The sequence below is a fragment of the Pseudoclavibacter sp. 8L genome, assembly GCF_902506465.1.
Lineage (GTDB): Bacteria > Actinomycetota > Actinomycetes > Actinomycetales > Microbacteriaceae > Pseudoclavibacter.
The window spans coordinates 14,163-35,266 of sequence record NZ_LR733211.1; the positions used below are offsets into that span (position 1 = coordinate 14,163).

General features: G+C 70.0%; 17 protein-coding genes. 10 read left to right on the top strand and 7 right to left on the bottom strand.

All coding sequences use genetic code 11. From position 1 onward, the window contains the following. The first annotated feature begins 7 nt into the window (after positions 1-7). The 6 genes from GV007_RS18685 to GV007_RS18710 all read left to right on the top strand — a co-directional run bounded on the left by GV007_RS18685 (position 8) and on the right by GV007_RS18710 (position 7,012). On the top strand, positions 8-1,171 hold the full coding sequence (locus tag GV007_RS18685) for a metallophosphoesterase family protein (RefSeq protein WP_160075326.1): 1,164 nt from the start codon (positions 8-10) through the stop codon (positions 1,169-1,171). Continuing rightward, on the top strand, positions 1,168-2,211 hold the full coding sequence (locus GV007_RS18690) for an ABC transporter substrate-binding protein (RefSeq protein WP_160075328.1): 1,044 nt from the start codon (positions 1,168-1,170) through the stop codon (positions 2,209-2,211). Before GV007_RS18685 ends, GV007_RS18690 begins: the two co-directional genes overlap by 4 nt. A 15-nt stretch (positions 2,212-2,226) precedes the next feature. Beyond that, positions 2,227-3,918, top strand: a complete 1,692-nt coding sequence (locus GV007_RS18695) for an ABC transporter permease (protein WP_160075331.1) — start codon at positions 2,227-2,229, stop codon at positions 3,916-3,918. Positions 3,919-4,081: 163 nt separating this feature from the next. Beyond that, a complete protein-coding gene (locus GV007_RS18700) occupies positions 4,082-5,281 on the top strand; it encodes an ABC transporter ATP-binding protein (protein ID WP_160075333.1) in 1,200 nt (399 codons plus the stop codon). Beyond that, complete coding sequence (locus tag GV007_RS18705; RefSeq protein ID WP_160075335.1) at positions 5,278-5,814, top strand: histidine phosphatase family protein; 537 nt, start codon at positions 5,278-5,280, stop codon at positions 5,812-5,814. The genes GV007_RS18700 and GV007_RS18705 overlap by 4 nt, the downstream gene beginning before the upstream one ends. 73 nt (positions 5,815-5,887) lie before the next feature. Next, positions 5,888-7,012, top strand: a complete 1,125-nt coding sequence (locus GV007_RS18710; RefSeq protein WP_236558642.1) for an alpha/beta fold hydrolase — start codon at positions 5,888-5,890, stop codon at positions 7,010-7,012. Positions 7,013-7,162: 150 nt separating this feature from the next. Here the strand turns inward: GV007_RS18710 and GV007_RS18715 are convergent, their stop codons facing one another. Beyond that, positions 7,163-7,801: a TetR/AcrR family transcriptional regulator gene (locus GV007_RS18715; RefSeq protein ID WP_160075337.1), complete on the bottom strand. Its 639-nt coding sequence runs from the start codon at positions 7,799-7,801 to the stop codon at positions 7,163-7,165. A gap of 134 nt (positions 7,802-7,935) precedes the next feature. Between GV007_RS18715 and GV007_RS18720 the strand changes: the two genes are divergently transcribed. Then, on the top strand, positions 7,936-10,488 hold the full coding sequence (locus tag GV007_RS18720; protein WP_160075340.1) for an MMPL family transporter: 2,553 nt from the start codon (positions 7,936-7,938) through the stop codon (positions 10,486-10,488). A gap of 239 nt (positions 10,489-10,727) precedes the next feature. Here the strand turns inward: GV007_RS18720 and GV007_RS18725 are convergent, their stop codons facing one another. After that, positions 10,728-11,363, bottom strand: a complete 636-nt coding sequence (locus GV007_RS18725) for a dihydrofolate reductase family protein (RefSeq protein WP_160075342.1) — start codon at positions 11,361-11,363, stop codon at positions 10,728-10,730. A gap of 316 nt (positions 11,364-11,679) precedes the next feature. After that, on the bottom strand, positions 11,680-14,205 hold the full coding sequence (locus tag GV007_RS18730; RefSeq protein ID WP_160075344.1) for an HNH endonuclease: 2,526 nt from the start codon (positions 14,203-14,205) through the stop codon (positions 11,680-11,682). 199 nt (positions 14,206-14,404) lie between these two features. Here GV007_RS18730 and GV007_RS18735 point away from each other — a divergent pair, with 199 nt between their 5' ends. Then, positions 14,405-15,073, top strand: a complete 669-nt coding sequence (locus tag GV007_RS18735) for a hypothetical protein (RefSeq protein WP_160075346.1) — start codon at positions 14,405-14,407, stop codon at positions 15,071-15,073. Between the two features lie 83 nt (positions 15,074-15,156). Here GV007_RS18735 and GV007_RS18740 read toward each other — a convergent pair whose 3' ends face one another. From GV007_RS18740 to GV007_RS18750, 3 genes are read right to left on the bottom strand one after another with little or no spacing between them, the layout of a single operon-like run. Continuing rightward, the gene (locus GV007_RS18740; RefSeq protein ID WP_160075349.1) at positions 15,157-16,443 is read right to left on the bottom strand and encodes an ABC transporter permease; all 1,287 of its coding nucleotides are present in this window, start codon (positions 16,441-16,443) and stop codon (positions 15,157-15,159) included. Further along, the gene (locus tag GV007_RS18745; RefSeq protein ID WP_160075351.1) at positions 16,440-17,156 is read right to left on the bottom strand and encodes an ABC transporter ATP-binding protein; all 717 of its coding nucleotides are present in this window, start codon (positions 17,154-17,156) and stop codon (positions 16,440-16,442) included. The genes GV007_RS18740 and GV007_RS18745 overlap by 4 nt, the downstream gene beginning before the upstream one ends. Before the next feature lies 1 nt (position 17,157). Beyond that, positions 17,158-18,285: an efflux RND transporter periplasmic adaptor subunit gene (locus tag GV007_RS18750; RefSeq protein WP_160075354.1), complete on the bottom strand. Its 1,128-nt coding sequence runs from the start codon at positions 18,283-18,285 to the stop codon at positions 17,158-17,160. Between the two features lie 89 nt (positions 18,286-18,374). On the opposite strand from GV007_RS18750, the gene GV007_RS18755 reads away from it, so the two are divergent. Beyond that, on the top strand, positions 18,375-19,268 hold the full coding sequence (locus tag GV007_RS18755; RefSeq protein ID WP_160075357.1) for a hypothetical protein: 894 nt from the start codon (positions 18,375-18,377) through the stop codon (positions 19,266-19,268). A 64-nt stretch (positions 19,269-19,332) separates the two neighbouring features. Further along, positions 19,333-19,659, top strand: a complete 327-nt coding sequence (locus GV007_RS18760; protein WP_160075360.1) for a hypothetical protein — start codon at positions 19,333-19,335, stop codon at positions 19,657-19,659. Positions 19,660-19,717: 58 nt separating this feature from the next. Here the strand turns inward: GV007_RS18760 and purT are convergent, their stop codons facing one another. Continuing rightward, on the bottom strand, positions 19,718-20,926 hold the full coding sequence (purT, locus tag GV007_RS18765; RefSeq protein ID WP_104331954.1) for a formate-dependent phosphoribosylglycinamide formyltransferase: 1,209 nt from the start codon (positions 20,924-20,926) through the stop codon (positions 19,718-19,720). Positions 20,927-21,104: the final 178 nt, after the last annotated feature.

Consider the following 21,104-nt stretch of genomic DNA (forward strand, 5'->3'; position numbering starts at 1 on the left):
CGTGCACGTGAGCACCGCGACGAACGTGAACGCCGAGGCGAACGCAGGCGCCGCGACGAACGTGAACGCCGAGACGAGCGCAGGCACAGGCGCCGAAGCGATCGGCGCGGCGCAGAACCGCACCACGGTGCTCCACCTGAGCGACGTGCACGCCACGGTCGGCGCACCCCTCTACGGGGCGGTCGACGGCATTCGACGGATGCACGCGGCCAGCGACTACGCGAGAGCGGCAGGCATCACCCCGGAGGTCATCGTGATCAGCGGGGACCTCATCGAACGCCGCAACGAGGGCGCCTACCCGGCGCTCCGCGAGGCGCTCCTCGAGCTCGAAGCGGCGTGGGGCGTGCCAGTGCTCACGGTGCTCGGCAACCACGACGACCGGGACGCGGCGCGAATCCTGCCCGGGCACGCCATGCCCGACGGAGCCGTGACCGACGGAGCCGTGACCCACGGGCACCTGCCCGGCGGAGCCGTGCCCGACGCCGCCCTGCCCGACGGAGCCGTGCCCGACGCCGCCCTGCCCGACGGAGCCGTGCCCGGCGGAGCCGTGACCGACGGAGCCGTGACCCACGGGCACCTGCCCGGCGGAGCCGTGCCCGACGCCGCGACACCCGAAACCGCTGTGCCACAAGCTGTGCCACAAATTGCTGTGCCACAAACTGCCGTGCCGCGGGTCGTGCGCGTCGGCGAGTGGCGCTTCGTGCTGCTCGACTCGTCTCCCGGGCACCTGGGCGCGGAGCAGCTCGCGTGGCTCGACGCGGAGCTCGCGCAGCCGTTCGGCTCCGGCTCGATCGTCGTCATGCACCACCCGCCGCTCGGGTCCCCGCTGCCGATGCTCGCCCGCGCCGGACTCGGCGACGCGGCAGACTTCCTAGACATCGTCGAGGGCACCGACGTCCGGATGATCCTGTCCGGCCACTTCCACCATCCGCTCGCCGCCACCATGCGGGGCGTGCACGTCTCCGTCGGGCCTGCGCTCGCCTACCACCAGGTGATGGACGCAGAACCCGGAACAGTCAGCGGCTTCGACCGCTCGATGTTCTCGCTCGTGCACCTCACGCCGGACGGCGTCAGCGCCTCCAGCGTCGCCGTCGAGCATCCCTCCCCGCTCTTCACCCTCAGCCCTTCCCCCGCAGACCCGCTCTCCCCTCGAACAGTTAGGTCATCATGAACTCCCTCCGCACCCCAGCCGCGCTCGCGGCCTTCGGCCTCGCCGGTGTCCTCCTCGCCGGCTGCGCGAGCTCCCCGAGCACCGCGGCGAGCGGCGACGCCGCCCCCTCAGCGTCCTCCGCGCTCGAAGCCGCCACCATCACCCTCTACACGTCAGAGCCGCAGGAGAAGGCGGATGCGCTCGTCGCGGCGTTCACCGAGATCCACCCGGAGGTCACGGTCGAGGTATTCCGTGCCGGCACGGGCGACCTCACGACGCGCGTCGCGACCGAGCAGGCCTCGGGTGGAGTGCAGGCCGACGTGTTCCTCGCTGCCGACGCGGGCACCTTCGAGGACTACGCCGCCGACGAGCTGCTGCTGCAGTACTCGCCGACCGACGTCGAGTCGCTCAACCAGGACGTCGTCGACCCCGAGGGCTACTACACGGGCACGCGCATCATCCCGACCGTCATCGCCTACAACACGGGCCTCGTCACCGAGCCGCCGACGTCGTGGGCTGAGCTCACCGACGCGGAGTACGCGAACAAGCTCGTCATGCCGAACCCGGATGTGTCGGGCGCGGCCGCCTACAACGCCGCCGTGTGGCTCGACGAGCCGGCGCTCGGCGAGCAGTGGCTGACGGACCTCGCCGCGAACAAGCCCGTGATCGCCGACAGCAACGGCCCTGTCTCCCAGGCCATCGCGACGGGCGCGCAGCCCGTCGGGATCGTCGTCGACTACCTGGCCCGCGAGCTCGCCGCCCAGGGCTCGCCCATCGCCGTCTCCTACCCGACGGAAGGCGTGCCGTACGTGTCGCAGCCCGTCGGCATCTTCGCGAACACCGAGGAGGAGGCCGCCTCGAAGGCGTTCGTCGACTTCCTCGTGAGCGCGGAGGGCCAGGAGCTCGCCGTCAGCCAGTCGTACCTGCCGGTGCGCGCTGACGTCGGAACCCCGGAGGGTGCCCCGGCGATGGATGAGATCACGATCCTCTCCCCGGAGCTCGAGACCATCCGCGCCAGCCAGGACGCCGCGGTCGAGAAGTTCCGCACGCTGTTCCTGTAGCACGCTGTCCCTCTCATGAGCACGCTCGCAACAACACCCGGGAGCGGTGCCGCTGTCAGCAGCGGCACCGCCTCCGCGGCACCCCGGAACTCGGGCCGGGCCAAGCTCGACGGGGTGCACGGGCTGGCGCTGGCGCTCTGGGTCGCCGTCGCCGCCGTTGTCCTCGTGCCCATCGGCGCCATCCTCGTGCTCGCGGCCGGCGGGTCGCAGCTGCACGTCCTCTGGCAGGCCGACGTCGTCGAGGCAGCCACGAACAGCCTCGTGTCGGCGGGCGCATCCGCGCTCGGTGCCGTCGCGGTCGGCACGGCGCTCGCGGTGCTGCTCGACCGCACCGACCTCGCCGGTCGCCGAGGCCTGCGTCTCCTCGCGCTCACGCCGCTGCTCGTGCCGCCGTTCGTGGGCGCGATCGCGTGGCTCGGCATCGCGGGCCCGACGAGCCCCGTGAACCTGTGGTGGACGCAGGCGTTCGGCGGTCCGCTCTGGTCGATCTACGGTGCCGACGGGGTGATCCTGCTCCTCACGGTGCACAGCTACCCGATCGCGATGCTCATCGTCTCGGCCGCCCTGCGCCGGGTGCCGTCCGACCTCGAGCAGGCGGCGCGCATCGCCGGGGCCAGCCCGGCGCGCAGCGTCTTCACGATCACGCTGCCGCTGCTGCGGCCCGCGCTGCTGTCGTCGTTCGTGCTCATTGCCGTCGGCAACCTCGCCGACTTCGGGATCCCCTCCATCATCGGCCTCCCCGAGCAGTACACGACCCTCGCGACGCTCGTCTACCGCTACCTGCAGTCGGGCACCGTCGATGAGCCGCTCGCGGTCGTCGCGACCATCGGAGTCGTCCTGCTGGTGCTCGCTCTCGCGGCGCTTGTCGTCGACTTCGTCATCGGCAGGAGTCGCTGGGAGCTCGACTCGTCCTCGTCGGCGCCGCAGCTCCTGCCGCTCGGGCGGGGGCGCATCCCCACTTCCGTGGTGACGTGGGTGCTTGTGCTCACCGTCACGGTACTGCCGCTGCTCGCCCTGCTGCAGCAGTCGCTGCTCCGAGCGCCCGGCCTCGCCTTCACCCCGGAGAACCTGACGCTCGACAACGTCGTGAAGGCCGTGACCTCGGCCAACGCCGTCAAGGGGGCCACGAACTCGGTGATGCTGGCAGTGCTCGCGGGCCTCGTCTGCGGGCTCCTCGGCCTCGGCATCGCGGTGCTCGCCACCCGAACGCGGATGCGCGGCAGCGGCCCGCTGCGGGCGCTCGCCATGCTGCCGCAGGCGGTTCCCGGCATCGTCATCGCCGTCGCGTGGCTTGTCCTCGCGCCGCACATCGGTCTCTTCAACACGCCGTGGCTCATCCTGTGCGCCTACATCACGTCGTTCACGGCGCTGGTCGTGCAGGCCGTGGCGGCGCCGCTCGCGAGCACCCCGGCGAGTGCCGAGGAGGCCGCGAGGATCGGCGGAGCCGGCCGGATGCGCGCCCTCTTCGACATCTCGAGCCGCATGGCGGCGCCCGCGGCGATCTCCGGGGCGGTGCTCGTCGCCGTCACCGCGGTGCGTGAGCTGACGCTCTCCGTGCTGCTCCTCTCACCGGGTTCGCAGACCCTCGGCGTCGCGATCTTCAACCTGCAGCAGGCGGGCGCATTCAACACGGCGGCCGCGCTGTCGCTCATCGTGGCGCTCCTCGGTGTCGCCGTCATCGGCATCGCCACGCGGGCGCCGAAGTAGCACCGCTCGGCCTCGATCGCCCTGCCTCGCTGGCGCCTGCCTCGCTCATCCCTCGCTCCTGTCCCGCTCCAGCCCAGTGCCAATTCCGCGCCAGTCCCGCGCCGGTTGCGCTCCCAGCGCCAGTCGCTCTCCCGTCCCGTTCGATCTCCCAGAAGGGCACCCCGTGGCATCCGTCACCCTCGACTCAGTCTCCGTCCGCTTCCCGAGCGGCACCGTCGGCCTCGACGACATCGACCTCGCGCTGCGTGACGGCGAGTTCCTCGCGCTCGTCGGGCCTTCGGGGTCAGGCAAGACGACGCTCCTGCGCACGATCGCAGGGTTCCAGGCACCCACGACGGGGCAGGTGAGCATCGGCGATCGGGTGGTTGCGGGGTCCGGGGCGACGGTGCCGCCGGAGGCTCGCGAGCTCGGCATGGTGTTCCAGCAGCACGCGGTATGGCCGCACTGGAACGTCGGACGCAACGTCGACTATCCGCTGCGCCGCGCGCGGGTCGCGAAGGCGGAGCGCATCCGCCGTGTCGACGAGGTGCTCGACATGGTCGGCCTCTCGGGGTTTGCGAAGCGCAACCCGGCGACGCTCTCCGGCGGGCAGCGCCAGCGTGTGGCGATCGCGCGCGCACTCGTGGCGCGACCGCGGGTGCTGCTGCTCGACGAGGCGCTGTCCGCGCTGGACGAGCCGCTGCGGGATAGTCTCCGCCTCGAGCTGCACACCCTCACGCGGGAGCTCGGCCTGACGGTGGTGCACGTCACCCACGACCGATCCGAGGCGCTCGCGCTCGCCGACCGGGTGGCCGTGCTCGACGGCGGGCGCATCCAGCAGCTCGGCACGCCGGAGGAGCTCGTGACGCGGCCCGCCTCGCCGTTCATCGCGAAGTTCCTCTCCGACGCGACGATCGTCGACGGCGCGATGGTCGCTGGCGCGGCCGGGTTCGCGGCGGATGCGCACCCGCTGCGCGTGGAACGGGCTCGGCTCGACTTCGGAGAGCGGGGCAGCGGGAGTGTGGTGCAGGCGGCTATCCTCCCGAGCGATGTCGAGGTGGAGGTGGAGGTCGAGGTCGAGGACCGGGGAAACGACGCCGGCCGAGACGATGCTGCCCTTGCGACGGTCAGGTCGGCACTCTTCACCACGGAGGGCAGCGACCTCGTACTCAACTGGGCAGGGCTGCGGCTGCGTGCGCGCACGCGCGGAGTCCGTCCCAGGGTCGGCGACCTGGTCGTCGTGCGTATCGCGCGGGCCCGCGTCTACGGCGGAGACCCGGAGCCTGCTGCCGCCGACCCCGGCACCAGCGCGGACGCTCGCTCGGATGCTCGAACTTCCGCCGCCGGCACGCTCGCCGGCACGTTCGCGCGGACGTCAGCGTGACGCTCGCGCTCGTGCGGCATGGCCGCACCGCCTGGAACCTGGAGCGTCGGCTGCAGGGGCGCAGCGACATCGCACTCGACGCGCATGGCGAACTGCAGGCGCACGCCGCCGGTCGGCTCCTGGCGCGGGCGCGGTGGGGAAGTGTGGTCACGTCTCCGCTGACACGCGCGGCGCAGACGGCGGCGATCGTCGGCTCGCACCTCGGCGCTCCCGAACCCGCAGTCGAGCTGGGGCTTCTCGAGCGCGACTTCGGTCAGGCCGAGGGGATGCGGGTGGCTGAGGCCGCCGAGCGCTGGCCGGGGGGAGACTATCCCGGTTCGGAGACGGCGGCGCAGCTCGCGGAACGGGCGGGCGCTGCCCTCACAGCCCTGCTGGGAGCTCCCGGAACGGCGGTCGTCGTGAGCCACGGAGTCTTCCTCCGGGCCGGGATCGAAGCCGTCACCGGGGCGACGTGCCCGCGCATCCTGAACGGGCAGGTGGTGCTGCTCGAGCCCGCGGCCGGTCGGCCGACGGCGCGCTTCCTCGGGGAGTAGCTCGAACCTCGGCGTCCGCCTGCTCCCGCCGCCCTGATGATCGGGTCACGGCGCCCTGGCTACAGTGGATTCCGTGGCCCCCGACTCTGCAGCGACCTCCGCCCGCGATCACACGCGGCAGCGCGTCGACGTCCGGTACATCCGCCACGGCGAGGTCCGTGCGCGCGTCTCGACGATCGGCGCCGAGGGTGACCGCGCCTTCGTGCTCATCGCGGGTATCGGCGTCGCCTCCAACTACTACGAGAACCTCGCTCCCGGCCTCGGCGAGTTCGGGCCCGTCCACGCCCTCGACCTGCCAGGGTTCGCGGGCGTCCCGTACCCGAAGCGACCCATGAGCATCCAGCGGTACGCCGCCGTGGTCGGCACCGTCATCGACGAGCTCGGACTCGAGGACCCGGTGCTCGTCGGCCACTCGATGGGAACGCAGGTGGTGTCCGAGCTGGCCTCGCAGCGGCCCGAGCTGAGCACCGTCGTGCTCATCGGGCCCGTCACGAACCCGCGCGAGCGCTCCCTTCCCAAGCTCGCGTTCCGCTTCCTCGAGTCGTCCGCGCGCGAGCCATTCCGTGTGGCCATGCTCGCCACGGGCGCGTACCTGCTGTGCGGATTCCGCTGGTTCTCCGCCGTGCTGCCGCGGATGATGCGCTACCGGATCGAGGACGTCCTGCCGCGCATCCAGGCCCACACGCTGCTCATCCGGGGCGAGCACGACTCGCTCGTGCCGCGCAAGTGGCTGCGCGACATGGAAGGCCTCCTGCCTCACGCCTCCACGTGGGAGATCGAGGGCGCCGCGCACTCCGTCATGTACGACCACGCGAAGGGCGTCGCGGAGCTCTGCGTCGACCATGCCAGGGACCCCTTCGACACGTGTGGAGCCGATGGGGCCGGGCGAACTGGGAAGGCTGCGCTCGCCGACGAGGGCGACGCCGGGTCCGTCGTCGAGGCCGAGGACGCCGCAGCGGCGGCCGCCGGCGAGCTCGTGCAGCTCGCCGACGAGGATGCCCGCAACCGTCGAGTGCACGTCACCCCGCGCCTCGTGCTGCAGGTGCTGCGCTCGCGGTGGAACGAGTTCTTCGCGAGCGCCGACAACCGCCCGCAGGACATCGCGGAAGCCAAGACCGAGCACTTCCGGGCGCAGGTGGAAGCGTTCCGCGACGCTGAGGTGCGCGATGAGCGCGAAAGTGGCCAGCCGACGCGTTGACCTGCTTGCCGGCCCAGCGGTAGGCCAGCTGGCGCAGTGACGTACCCCCCCAGTGACGTGCGGCACGCGTTGAATTCGGGTGGGGTCAGTCCAGTCCAGTCCAGTCCAGTCCAGGTCCAGGGTCGGGGCAGGGCCATGCCTGGGTCTGAGTCAGCGTCGGGCCCCGGTGCGCCCCGTCGCCTGGGCGGGGCCGAGCACGGCGTCCAGGAGCCGCTGGATGCTGGCCTCGCTCGACTCGGTTCTGCTCAGGGCTCGGAGCAGGAGTGCGCCGATGATGGCTTCGCCGATCTCCTCGAGGCGCGCATCCGGTGCCAGCTGTCCGTGGGCGATGGCGATCTGGAAGCGTTCAGTGAGGGATCGGCTGGCGCCGAGGCTCTCGTGGAGCCGCCTGCCGATGTCCTCGTTCTCGACGGATGCGGCGATGAGCGAGCGCACGAGCAGCTCGCCCTGTGGTTGGCCGAGGAGCGCGAGGACTGCGCCGAGCCAGGCCGTGAGGTCCGCCCGGAGCTCGCCCGTGTTGGGCACGGTGAAGCGGTTGGGGAAGAGCTGCCCCTGGAGGAGGCAGTCGGAGACGAGGGCCCCCTTGGAGGGCCACCAGCGGTAGATGGTCTGCTTCGAGACGCCGGCCTCCGAGGCGACACCCTCCATGGTGAGGCGCTCGTAGCCGCGTTCCGCGAAGAGCTTCGACGTCGCTTCGAGCACTGCGACGCGGGCAGCCTCGCTGCGCACCGGGCCCTGCTTGTGGCCGGTGGTTGCGCGTTCCTCGACACCGGCGTCTCGCTCTGACATGACGGCCATCATATTCACAAACTGAGTAGACGAGACGTTGCGTATGATCTAGGGCGGCGCCCCTCGAGCAGTCGGGTCGGTTCGGGCGCCGCAACGAGCGTGCGCGCATGATCCTGCGCGTCGAGAGGATGCTGATGGCCGAACTGCTGTACCGCTTGGGGACCTTCGCGACCCGCCGAGTGTGGGTTGTCGTGGGGGCGTGGCTGGTGATTCTGGGGCTCGCTGTCGGCGGGTTCCTCATCGGCTTCAAGGGGCTCTCGTCGAGCTTCGACGTGCCGGGCACGGCCTCGGGTGAGGTCATCTCGGAACTCGAGGAGCAGCTGCCGGCGTTCGCGGGCGCATCCGGCACCGTCGTGTACTCCACGGAGGACGGGTCGGCGCTGACGGAGGCGCAGCGGGCTGACATCAGCTCCGTGATCGCCGACCGTGGCGACCTCACCGATGTGGCGGATGTCATCGACCCGTTCTCGGCGACGGCCGAGCTGGAGGGTCAGGCGGCGCAGGTCGAGAGTGGCCGCACGCAGATCGCCGACGGGCAGGCGCAGCTCGACGCGGGCCAGGCGCAGCTCGACGGCGGCAAGGCCCAGCTCGACGCGGCGCAGGCGCAGCTGGATGCGGCGAAGCAGCAGCTCGAGGCGGCCGGGAACCCGGCCGCGCAGCTCGAGGCGCTCGAGGCGCAGCAGGCGCAGCTCGACACGCAGGTGCAGGCGATCGCCGATCAGCAGGCCACTCTGGATGCGTCACAGGCTGAGATCGACACGCAGCTGCAGCAGCTGGAGAACGGCGCGAAGCTCGTCGATCTCTCGGATGGCATCAGCCTCGTCTCGGAGGATGGTTCGACGGCGATCGTGAACGTCTCGTTCACGGAGCCTCGCCTCGAGTTGAGCGAGGACGCCAAGCAGGGCGTCATCGAGTACTTCGAAGCGCACCCCGTCGACGGGGTGAACGTGGCCTTCTCGACGGATATCGCGCAGAGCGTCCCGCAGATCTTCGGCATCGGCGAGGCGATCGGCCTCGTGTTCGCGGCCATCGTGCTGCTCGTGCTGCTGGGGTCGGCACTCGCCGCATCCCTCCCGATCGTGACGGCGCTCGTGGGCGTCGCGATCGGCGTCGTCAGCGTGCTCGCGTTCTCCGGCGTGGTGCAGATGGCGTCGGTCACCCCTGTCCTCGGCATCATGCTGGGGCTCGCGGTCGGCATCGACTACTCGCTGTTCATCGTGAACCGGCACCGCAAGCAGCTCATGCAGGGCATGGACGTGCGCGAGTCGATCGGACTCGCGAACGGCACCGCCGGCAACGCGGTCGTGTTCGCCGGGGCGACGGTCATCGTGGCCCTGCTCGCCTTGAACGTGACGGGCATCCCCTTCCTCGGCCTCATGGGCACGGCCGGCGCAGTGTGCGTCCTGATCGCAGTGCTCATCGCCGTCACCCTCACGCCCGCGCTGCTGGGGAAGCTCGGTATGCGGGTGCTGAACAAGCGCAGGCGGGCGCACATCCGCAAGCTGCACGGCACTGGCCCGGAAGGGGCAGCGACCGGCGGTGTCGGCGTTGTGACGGGTCAGGTGCGGGCCGCTCACGCCCCGCCGCTGAAGGCCATGCCGACGTGGCGGGCCATCGTTACGGTGCTCGCCGGTGTTGCGGTGCTGCTGACGGTCGCGATTCCCGCACTGTCGATGCGGGTCGGCCTGCCCGACGGTTCGTCGGAGCCTGAGGAGTCGGCGTCGTACCAGGCGTTCACCATCACCGAGGAGCAGTTCGGGGCCGGCGCGACTGGTCCGCTGCTCGTCACGGCCACGCTTCCCGAGGGACTCGACGATGCGGGTGTGCTCGACAAGCAGGTGCTCGTCGGCGAGAAGCTCGCCTCACTCGACGACGTTACCGCGGTCGCCCCGATCGGCGTCTCGGACAACAAGAGCCTCACAGCGTTCCAGGTGATCCCGGCGGAGGGGCCGAACAGCGTCTCCACCGAGCAGCTCGTCGGCGAGCTTCGCGCGCTGCCCGAGATCGAAGACGGCATCACGCTCGGCGTCGCCGGGCAGGCGGCCATCAACATCGACATCTCCGAGGGACTCAACTCGGTGCTGCCCCTCTACATCGCGCTCGTCGTGGGCCTGTCTCTGCTCATCATGATCCTCGTCTTCCGGTCGATCCTCGTGCCACTCATCGCGACGGGCGGGTTCATCCTCTCGCTGTTCGCGACGTACGGGGCCGTGGTCGCGGTCTTCCAGTGGGGCTGGTTCGCTGACCTCATCGGGCTGCACGCGACAGGGCCGATCCTGAGCTTCCTGCCGGTCATCCTCGTCGGCATCCTTTTCGGGCTCGCCATGGACTACCAGCTGTTCCTCGCCTCCGGGATGCGTGAGGCGTACGTGCACGGGGCTGAGGCACGGGTCGCTGTCGTGCAGGGCTTCCGAGCCGGCCGAGCCGTCGTGGTCGCCGCGGCGCTCATCATGGTGTCCGTGTTCGGCGGGTTCGTGTTCGCCGAGTCGACCATGATCCGGTCGATCGGGTTCGGGCTCGCGTTCGGTGTGCTCCTCGACGCGTTCATCGTGCGCATGCTCATCATGCCGTCGCTCATGCACCTCCTTGGGAAGTCAGCCTGGTGGCTGCCGAAGTGGCTCGACAAGATCATGCCCAACGTCGATGTCGAAGGCGCCGCGCTGGAGCGCAAGCACCCCGCGCACTAGCGGGACGGGTTCACGCACCGCACCGGGTTGCTACCCCGCACGCTGACGTTGGGAACGTCGGCGTTGCGGGGTCGCGGCGTTGCGTGAGGCGGCTGTCGGGAGAGCGATCGCGGGAGTGCTCTTGGTTCCTGTGCCTGTTCCTTCTCTTGCTCCGGGCATGGGCACGGGTATGGGCGTGAACGGGACCGTGGGTCTCGGAGCGGACTCGGTTCAGTGGGCGTGGGTGGTGAGCGTGGGTGTCAGCGCTCGCGCAATGCCTCGTCCATGTCGGCTGTCTCGACGAGGCCGCCTGGGCCGTACTTGAGCAGCACGCATCCGCGCTCCGACGCGACGGGCGGTTCGAGGAGAGTCAGCCCGAGCGGTGGTCCGTCGTCCGGGAAGAGTCGCTTCCCTGCGCCCAGGACCACCGGATACACCCACAGGTTCAGCACGTCGAAGAACCCCTCCCGCACCAGCGTTCGAGCGAAGTCGACGCTCCCGATCACGTGGATGCTGCTGTGGCGTTCCCGGAGGGTGGACACCTCCGCCGCAAGGTCAGCGCCCACACGATGCGATGCCGCCCAGCGCAAGTCGGGGGTGCCGCGGGACGCCACGTACTTCGGGATCCTGTTGAAGACCGCGGCGATGCCATCGGACGGGCCGTCCGCGTACTGCGGCCAGTACGCCGCGAAGATGTCGTACGTCCTGCGGCCCAGTAGCAACGCATCCATGGTCTTCACACCACTTTCGACCTGCTCACCCTCCGCCTCGTCCATGAGCGGCGCCTGCCAACCCCCGAACCTGAACCCGCCCTCCGGATCCTCCTCCGGTCCGCCCGGCGCCTGCTGCACCCCATCCAGCGTCGTGAAGAGGTCGATGATGATCTGACCGGCCATGGCGTCCCCTTTGATCGCATGCGTGGTCGAACTGGGCTCGCTGAACCCGTTGAGTTGGCTCGGCCCAGTGAGGCGACTGAGCTCAGTGAGTTGACTGAGCCGTCTCCTTGGTCACCGTCGTCAGCCTGCTCGATTTCGCGGACGCCGGAGACGCCGCGGGTGACATCGCGCTCGTTTCTCCCTCAATGTACGACGAGCTCCGAAGCTCCTCCATGCGAGCCAGGTGGGAATCCGAGGGGCGCTCAGGGACAACAGATGGGGCGGGCGCCTGGCTCGGTCAAGAGGGAACGTCGGGGCTCAGGAGAGCCAGCCGGGCTCAGAAGGGCGCCGGATCGTCAGACGAGTCCGAACGTTCTCCCCGAGAGCTCTCGGCGCGCAGCTGGTCGCCACCTCCCTCGTCGCCCCGTTGCCGGGTTGGACGAAATTCAGGTTGGCCCCGACGCGACGACCCCGACTCGATGGCCGCCTTCTTCGCCGCGCGCTCCCTCCTGAACTCCTCGAGGAACCCAAGCTTCGGAAACCGCGAGCGCCTGTTGTCCTCATCCCTGTCCCTGTCCCTGTCCCTGTCCTTGTCCTTGTCTTTGTCTTCGTGCTCGCAATCGCACTCGTGTTCCCCTGGGTTGTGCTGGTGGCGAGGGCGGATGGGGTCGCGAACGTCGTTGACGTCGCCCACTTGCGTTGCGTCGCCCTCGTCCTCAAAGTCGTCGCCGCCACCAACGTTCTCAAGGTCGCCGCCACCGCCGCCGCCAGCGCGCTGAGCATCGGCGGTGTCGTCAGCACGGCCAGAGCTGTGTGAGTCACTGAGGCCGGGAGCGGTCGACGGGAGGGCGATCTGGCCACCGCGGTCGGTACTCGGTGTGTCGGTGTCGGTGCCGGGCAGGGGAGCGCTCGGAGGGGTGATGTTCGGCGCGGCTTCGATCGGTGGGGCGGTGCTGCGTGGGCCAGAGGCCGGAGGGGGACCGCTGGGTGGGGCATTGCCTGGTGAGTCGGTGCTGGTTGGGGTAGCGCTGGCCGGGGTAATGCTCGGCAGCGTGGTGCTTGGTGGGGTGGCGCTTGGTGGGGTGGCGCTCGACTCCACGCCGGGTTCAGGGAGCGGAAGTGCGGTGAGCCGGCCGAACTGCACTGGGGCGTCGCGGAAGATGAGTCCGCTGGGAGATCGCCACTCGTAGACGCCATCGGGCAGCTGTCGTACTTCCCAGTCGCCGTGGTGCTTGCCCGTGTGGTGGCCTCCACAGAGATGGCCGAGATTCGCGAGACTCGTCGGGCCGCCCTCCTCCCAGGCCTTCGTGTGGTCGATGTCGCAGCGGCTTGCCGGCATCATGCATCCCAAGAAACGGCAGCGACCATCGCGGGCTGCGAGTCTGCGGCGCATCGCGCTTGTCGGACGGTACGAATCGACCTCGACCAGCGTGCCCTTGAGGGGATCGGTGAAGATGCGCTCGAACTCGGGCGCCGCGTCGATGAGGCGCCGTACCTCCGCAGTCGGAACGGGGGTGTAGCCGTTCAGAAGGGCAGGACCGGGGCGCCCCCGAGGTGCAGCTTCGCCGCGGTCGCCGCGGTCTCCGCGGTCGGGGCTGACTGGGTTGCCTGTCCGGGCTGCGCCGGCTGTGCCATCGGTGCCGGCTGTGCCATCTGCGCCGGCTGTGCCATCGGTGCCGACTGTGCCGACTGTGCCGACCGTGCCGACTGCGCCGTCCGTGCTGGCTGCGTCGTCTCTCCCGACTCTGTACCCGGTGGGTGCGAGGAGCGTCTCAGCCGGAATGACGATCGAGATCTTCGCCTTGATCGGAGCCCTGCCCCTCAACTCCTCCGGCGTCGCGCGAAGGAAGCTGCCGGAGAGTACATCCGCGCGCACCTCGTCCAGCGAGCGGGGCTCGGGAAGCGGATCCTCGCACCTGCTCCTGGCGTCCGGCGCGCCGGGTGGCTTGTTGTCGCAACCATCGGCTTGGCCGTTGGCGGGGCCGTCGGCGTCTCCGTGAACTTGCGCCTCAGCTTGACCGTCGGCATCGGCGGTGCCGCTCGGGTGCGCGTCGGCTCTTTCCCTCGCGGCCCGCCGCTCGGCGTCGCTGATGACGAGCGCCTGCCTGGTTGTTCGGTCGAAGATCGCCACGAGCTTCGCGTAGGAGTCGACGACCGACAGTTCGCCGAGGCCGTCCTCGAGCTGCGAGAGCATCACCCGTCGGGTACGGCGGGCTCTCTCGAAGCGCTCGTCGAGCGACTCCTCCGTCAACTCCTCGGCGACCCGTTCCGCGAAGGACTTGATTCGACCGGGGGTCGTCGAGACGGCCTTCTCGAGCACCACGCGCGCATAGTGCTCTCGGCGACGCTCGAGCTCAGCAGGGTCGGGATGCGTGATGCGCAGACCCGCGTCGACGATCACCAGCGCATGCGCGCGGCTGATGGCCCCAGTCTTCATCGCCTCCTGAACGGGCTCGAAACGATTGGCGATCGCATCCGCTCGACCGAATTCGATCTGCACCGACCGCTGCGACCTGCCCGAAACCGCCGCGATCTCGGACGCGAGCGACCGAACCTCCAGGGCGGGACTCGAGGTGCCGGCGAGCTCGTCGCCGCGGAGCCCCAGCTCGAGCGCACGAGCGTGCAGCTCGGCCTGCTCGCCGTGGAGCCGATTCAGGTGCCTCTGGTTGTCGGCAAGGGCGAGGACAAGCAACGCTCGGCGCGCGCCAAGCGTGCGATCTTCGGCGCGCTGGCAGGCGTCGTCGACGACGCCCTGCTCGACACCGAGCCCGGCCGCGAGGCGCCGGCGCATCTCACGAAGCCGAGCCGCGCGACCAGGCGCCGCGACCCGCGGAGCCTCGTCGTCGATCGGTTCGTTCTGCATGCCTGCATCGTCTCCCGAACCACCGACATTCTGTGATCGGCGTGTCACTTCCTGCGCGGCTCACCGCACTGTTCTCTCCACACCGCACCGCGGCTCACCGCACAGCGCACTGCACCGTTCGCAACGAGCAGCGGTAAGAGCCTGCCCGCCGCGGCACCGAACACAGCCTCCGTACGTTCGCTCCGGTTAGCGTTGCCGCATGACAACACCGGCGACGGCCCCGACGCTCGAGATCCAGCGAACGCTCTGGGTGTGGTGCGGCGTCTACGTGTCCGCCTGGATCAGCGGGTTGCTCGTCGGCGCCCCAGATATCACCCCGGCCGACAGCTCCGCCGCCGTCGCTGAGGCCTACGCAACCTCGCCGAGCGTGCTCGTCAACGCCGCCCTCGTGCACGGCCTCGCAGCCGTCGCCCTCTACGGCATGTCCACGCTGCTCGGCAGTCAGCGGATGCGGAGGGCCACGCGAGCAGCGGGCCTCGCGACCCTCGTGCTCTCACTCATCCAGCTCGCCGGCGAAGCGCTCCTCACCTTCGGGCTCGCCTCCGACGGCTCCGCCGCGCTGCTCGGCCTCGACTCCGGGCAGGTCTGGGCCACCATCCAGGTCGTCGACGGCATCAAGATGCTCGCCCTCGCCGCGCTCGTGCTGGTCGTCCTGCTCGGCCAGACCCGCCGCCCCGTCTGGGCGACGCTCGTCAGCGGAGCGACCATCCTCGCGCTCCTCGCCTCAGCCGCCGGCTTCCTCACCCTGAGCGCACCGCTCATGACCGCTGCCTACGTCGCGCTGCCGCTCCTCCTCATCTGGGCCGTCGTCGCGGCGCTCCGCTTCGGGACGCCCGCCGTCGTGGCGGACGACGCGCAGCCGGTCTAACGACTGCCAGCACTCTCACCCGCAAGCCCGGCACCAGGCCAGAGCTAGGACTAGGACTGCGGCAAGAGCCCGACGCCGGCGCCCTACGACCGGATCGTGTCGATCACGTTGCTGCGCGTCGCGATGACCGCCGGGATGAACCCCGCGAGCAGGCCGACGCCAACGCTCACGACGATGCCGAGCACCGCCGCATCCACCGGGAACGGCACCGAATCGGTGAGTCCAAGCCCGCCCGTGATCGCCCCCTGCACCAGCGGGTTCTGCAACGTCACGATTGCGCACCCGATGCCCACGATCCCTGCGAGCAGCGTGCCCACGACGCTCTCCAGCAGGATCGAGAAGAACACGCGGCCACCGGTGGCGCCGAACGACCGCCGGATGCCGATCTCCCGCACCCGCTGCTTCACCGTCACGATCGACAGGTTCACGAAGCCGATCGTGCCGACGAGCAGCACGATGCCGCCGACCGCGGTCACGAGGATCTGCACGGCAAGGAACGGGTCCTCACCCCAGGCCAGGTAGTCGGTGCGCTGCGCGTCGACCGCGCCTCCCTCTCCGAGGGCCGCCTTCAGGTCGCGCACGATCTGGCTCGACAGCTCCTCGTGGTTCTCGAGCGGCAGCCACAGCTCGTAGGTCGGGAACGTGGCGGTGGACCCCTCGTCACCGCCCATCGACGGCGGGGCGTAGACGCCGCCCATCATCATCCCGCCCATCATGCCGCCGCCCGTGCTGGCCCCGAGGAGATGCTGGGCGTCGCTCAGCACGTACATCTGCTCTGGGTAGTCCGGGTAGATGTTGGCGGAGACGCCGACGACCACAGCCGTCGTCGGCGCAGCCCCTGAGACCTGCAGCGTCGGATGCTCGGCCACAGACGGGTTGCCCAGCCGGTTCCACATGGTCTCGTTGATGACGACCGCGGGAGCCAAGCGGTCAGCGTCGTCGGCCGTCAGCCACGACCCCTCGATGAGCTTCACGCGATGCATCTCGCCGAACGCCGGATCGACGATCGTGGACTCGACGTCCGCGACACCGTCGACGAACTGGATACGCGTCATGGCGGAGCCCGACGTCGACTGGTAGGTGATGCCGTACCGCTCGATCGCAGCCTTGTAGGCCGCCTCGTAGATAGCGACCTTGTCGTCGGTCGCCGCACTGCTCACCATCAGCTGGTAGCTCGCGGGGCGCCCGCTGGATCGTTCGGAGATCTCGATCGACGACTGCCGTGTGATCGACCCGAGCCCCGTGACCGCGACGATCGCGAACACGGCGATGCCGATGCCGACCAGCGCGAGCGTCACCCGAACGCGGTGCACTCGCAGCTCGTCCCAGGCTTCGATGAAGGCACCGGCGATCTGCGTGAACCAGCTCATGCGGGTGCTCCTTCCGCGGGCACGACGGCCGGTTGCGAGGGTGCGAGCAGGCCAGCGTCGAGCCGCAGCATCCGGTCGGCCCTGGCCGCGACGCTCTCATCGTGCGTGATCGTGACGAGCGCGGCCCCGGTCTCCTTCGAGATCTCGGCGAGCAACGTCATGACGCGGGCACCGGTTTCGACGTCGAGTGCACCGGTCGGCTCGTCGGCGAGGATCACCCGCGGGCGCCGGACGATGGCGCGCGCGATCGCGACGCGCTGCTGCTCGCCGCCGGACAGCCGAGTCGGAAGCGAGTCGAGGCGATGGTCGAGTCCCACATCGGTGAGCGCTTCCCTGGCGAGGGCGTCACGCCGCCAGAAGGAGCGGTCGCGGGCGTAGAGGAGCGGCATGGCCACGTTCTCCGTCGCCGTGCGCCCCTCGAGCAGGTTGAACTGCTGGAACACGAAGCCGATCTGGGCACCCCGCATCCGGTCGCGCGCCCGCAGGCTCAGTGCGGCGGTGCGCTTGCCGTCGAAGAGGAGCTCCCCGCTCGTCGGCGCGTCCAGCAGGCCCAGGATGTTGAGCAGCGTCGACTTGCCCGACCCGGACCGCCCGACGATCGAGAGGTGCTCGCCCTCCTCGATCTGCAGGTTCACGCCGCGCAGGATGTGCAGCTCGCTGTCGTCGGCGGCCCGCACCGACTTCGAGATTTCGCGGAGCTCGATGAACGCCACGTCAGCCGCCCAGCATCCCGCAGATCTCTGCGCCGCTCATCGGGTCCATGTAACACTCTTCCGGGCTCGCCTGGTCGGCGCCGGGCACGAACTCGAGCACGATGTCGGTCTCGGAGACGCCTTCAGTGATCTGCACGAGCGTGCCGTCGGTGAGGCCGAGCTTCACGGGCCGCTCCTCGACGGCCCCGTCAGCGCCCTGCACGAAGACGACCCCGGTCTCCGCCTGCCCCTTCACCGCCGTGATCGGCAGGGTGAGCACGTTCTCGGCGACACCGCCGTGCAGCACGACGTTCGCCTCCAGGCCGGGGAACACCGTGACCTCGGCGGGGACCTTGCACGTGACCGTCGTCGTGTCGGTCGTCTCGGCAGCACCGGATGCGCCACTCGGGTCCTCCGCGGCGCTGCTGCTCTTCGCCGCGGCGCCAGACGCGATGCGGAGCTCGGTGCAGGTGAAGGGCGCTGGGCCCGCCGTGATCGTGACCTGCGCATCCGCTGGCGTCGTCGCCAGACGGTACAGCTGGGCCGGTGGGATGGTGCCCTTCACGATGAAGCTCGCCGGGGTGATCGAGACGGGCGCCTCGCCCACCGTCACCTGCTGCTGCTCGATGAGGTTGAGCTTCGTGATGGTGCCGGCAGTCGGAGCGACGATCTCGTTCCACTCGTACTCGGGCTCGGCCGCGGGAGCCGCCTGCGGCTCACCGCTCGCCTCCGGCGACGACGGTGCCGCTGCCGTTGGGGTCTTCTCGTTGCGGATGGCGGCGATCACATCGCCCGCCTCGACTCGCGCGCCCTGCGTCACGTACACCGTGTCGATCGTGCCCATCATGGGCACCTTCGCGTCGACGGCCGGCGACTCCTGCACGTTCGCCGTCAACGTGACGTCGTTCGTGATCGTGCCGAGCACGGGACTGATGACGGGTTCGACGACCTGACCCGTGGGCAGCGCCGCCGACTCCTCGGGTGCCGAGCTGAAGAACGCGATCTTGACGAGTGCGACGGCGATCACAGCCACGAGCGCGATCTTGATGCCGGGCCAGATCCATGACTTCCACACGCGCACGCCGATCCCCATTCTGTCCACGCCGTCGAATCGCGACGAGTTCTCCGAGATAAGGGTCACCTTTGCCATGGCCGCCCCAGCGCACAACGTAGCAGGAGCCAACGACATCGCCCGCCCGCGTCCTGGACCCGAACCCGGACCCCCTGCCACAATGAGGCGTGACCACTTCACCCCATGACCTCGGCCTGCTCCTCGACGTAGACGGCCCCATCGCGAGCCCCGTGACCCGCACGATCGCGATCCAGAGCATCCTCGACGACCTCGTCACCCTCGCCGCGGCGGGGGTGCCCATCGCGTTCATCACGGGACGCTCCGAGGAGTTCATCCGCGAACGCGTCATCGAGCCCCTCTTCGAGAACGGCCTCGCCGACGCGCTGCGTCAACCGGGAGCCCGCATGTTCGGGGTCTACGAGAAGGGTGGAACGTGGTCGGCGATTTCACCCGAAGGGATGAGCGAGCTACAGATCGACGAGTCGGTCGTGCCGCCTTCCGCGTACATCGCCGCGATCCGCGAGCTCGGCGAGGGCGAGTTCAGCGATGTCCTCTTCTTCGACGAGACGAAGAAGGCGATGATCTCTGTCGAGCAGCGCACCGATGTCAGCTCCGCGGCGTACCTCGAGCGGCAGAAGGCCTTCGACGACGCCGCGTTCGAGCTCGCCGTGCAGCAGGGCGTCGGCATGCGCCACGGCGACCGCGAGGCGCCGGATGCGCAGGGCCTGGTTCCGTTCCGCATCGACCCGACGATCATCTCCACCGACATCGAGTCCGTGAACCTCGACAAGGACCACGGTGCAAGACGGGCGCTCGCCGAGTTCGCGGCGGCCGGTGCGCTGCCCAAGCGCTGGCGTTCGGTCGGCGACTCCCGCAGCGACTACAAGATGGCCGACGAGCTGCACGCGACGGGCTACGACACGGCGCACGTCGACGTCCGGCCCGCTGACGGGATCCTCGAGAAGGACTACGACGTCGTGACGTTCGGCGACCTCATCCACGACGACGCCGGGGCAGCGTTCCTGCGCGAGTGCGTGCGCGAGCTGGGGCTCGACGGCTAGTCAGCTCGGAGCGCGCGTGCGCGGGCGCACGCAGGCCTGGGCCCGGATCTGCCAGAGTGAGCGGATGCAGAATCTGGCAGAGCGAAAAGGCACTCGTCAAGCGGTCGCCGTGATCGGTGCGAGCGTCGTCTTGCTCGTCGTGACGACCGTCCTGCTCGTGCCGCACGAGGGGTGGGGCGTGTGCTCGGGCACCGAGCTCGACGGCAGCTTCACCCTCGGTTCGCTCATCGGCTTCGGCGTGCAGCTCGGCAGCTGCTCGACGGCCTGGACGTCACTCGTCGGCATCCCCACCGGCTACGTGCTCTGGGGTGGCGTGCAGCTCGTGATCATCGCTGCGGCGCTCGCGGTGCAGGCGTCGCTGCTGAGTCGCGGCGGCCGGCGCATCCGCTAAACGCAGTCGTCGCACGGTCACGCACTCGATTTGGAGTCGCCGGCGCTGAGCTGGACGCTCAGCTCAGCGTGATCCTCAGTGCCGCCGCGGCTTCCCGAGCCCGCTCTCGGGCCTGGTCGACGTCGGCGCCGCGTGCGAGAGCGACCGCCACTCGGCGCTTGCCCGCGACGTTCGGCTTCCCGAAGAGGCGCAGCTGCGACGTCGGGACCGCGAGCGCCGCATCCACGCCAGAGATCGTCGGCACCCCGGTGCCCTCGGCGAGCACCGCGCACGATGCGGCAGCCGACTCCCCGGAACCCGCCCCGATCCGCAGCGGCTCCGACACCGGCAGGCCGAGGACGGCTCGGGCGTGCAGCGCGAACTCCGACACATCCTGCGACACGAGCGTGACGAGGCCCGTGTCGTGGGGGCGCGGCGACACCTCGGAGAAGAGCACGTCGTCGCCGACGATGAACAGCTCCACACCGAACAGTCCGAAGCCGCCGAGCGCATCCGTCACCGTCTTTGCGACGACCTTCGCCTTCTCCAGGGCCGCCGCGGGGAGCGCCGCCGGCTGCCACGACTCGCGGTAGTCACCGTCGACCTGCGTGTGCCCGACCGGCTCGCAGAAGACGGTGCCGCCGACGTGGCGCACGGTCAGCAGCGTGATCTCCGAATCGAACGGCACGAAGCCCTCGACGATGACGCGGCCGCGGCCCGTGCGCCCACCCTCCTGCGCGTAGTCCCACGAGGCCTGGATGTCGTCCGGCTCGCGGATCACCGACTGGCCCTTCCCCGACGAGGACATGACCGGCTTCACCACGCAGGGCAGGCCCACCGCCTCGATGGCCGCCGCGAACTCGGAGAACGTGTCCGCGAATCGGTACGGGGAGGTCGAAAGGCCGAGCTCCTCGGCGGCAAGTCGGCGGATGCCCTCACGGTCCATCGTGAGCTGCGTCGCCCTGGCGGTCGGCACGACTCGGGTGCGTCCCTCCGCTTCGATCTCGGCGAGCACCTGCGTCGCGATCGCCTCCACCTCGGGGATCACGATGTCGGGTTGCTCCTGCGCCAGCACGGCGCGCAGGGCCACCGGGTCGAGCATGTCCACCACGTGACTGCGGTGCGCGAGCTGCATCGCCGGGGCGTTCGCGTAGCGGTCGACGGCGATGACCTCGACGCCGAGGCGCTGCAGCTCGAGCGCGACCTCCTTCCCGAGCTCGCCCGCGCCGAGCAGGAGCGCGCGCGTCGAAGCGGGGGTGAGCGGGGTGCCGAGGGTGCCATCCGTCATGCAGGCATTCTCGCACCGTCGCGTTTCGGGCGGGCGCGTCGCAGCCCGGATGCGCGGCGATCAGCGGCATCAGGGGGTGCAGCGGGTGGTGGGGCAAGTGGGGCAGCGGGAGCAGTGGCAGCTCGCGCGCAGAGGTCAGCGAGATGCAGGTTCGCGGCGCCGGGAGCCTGCTTCTTGC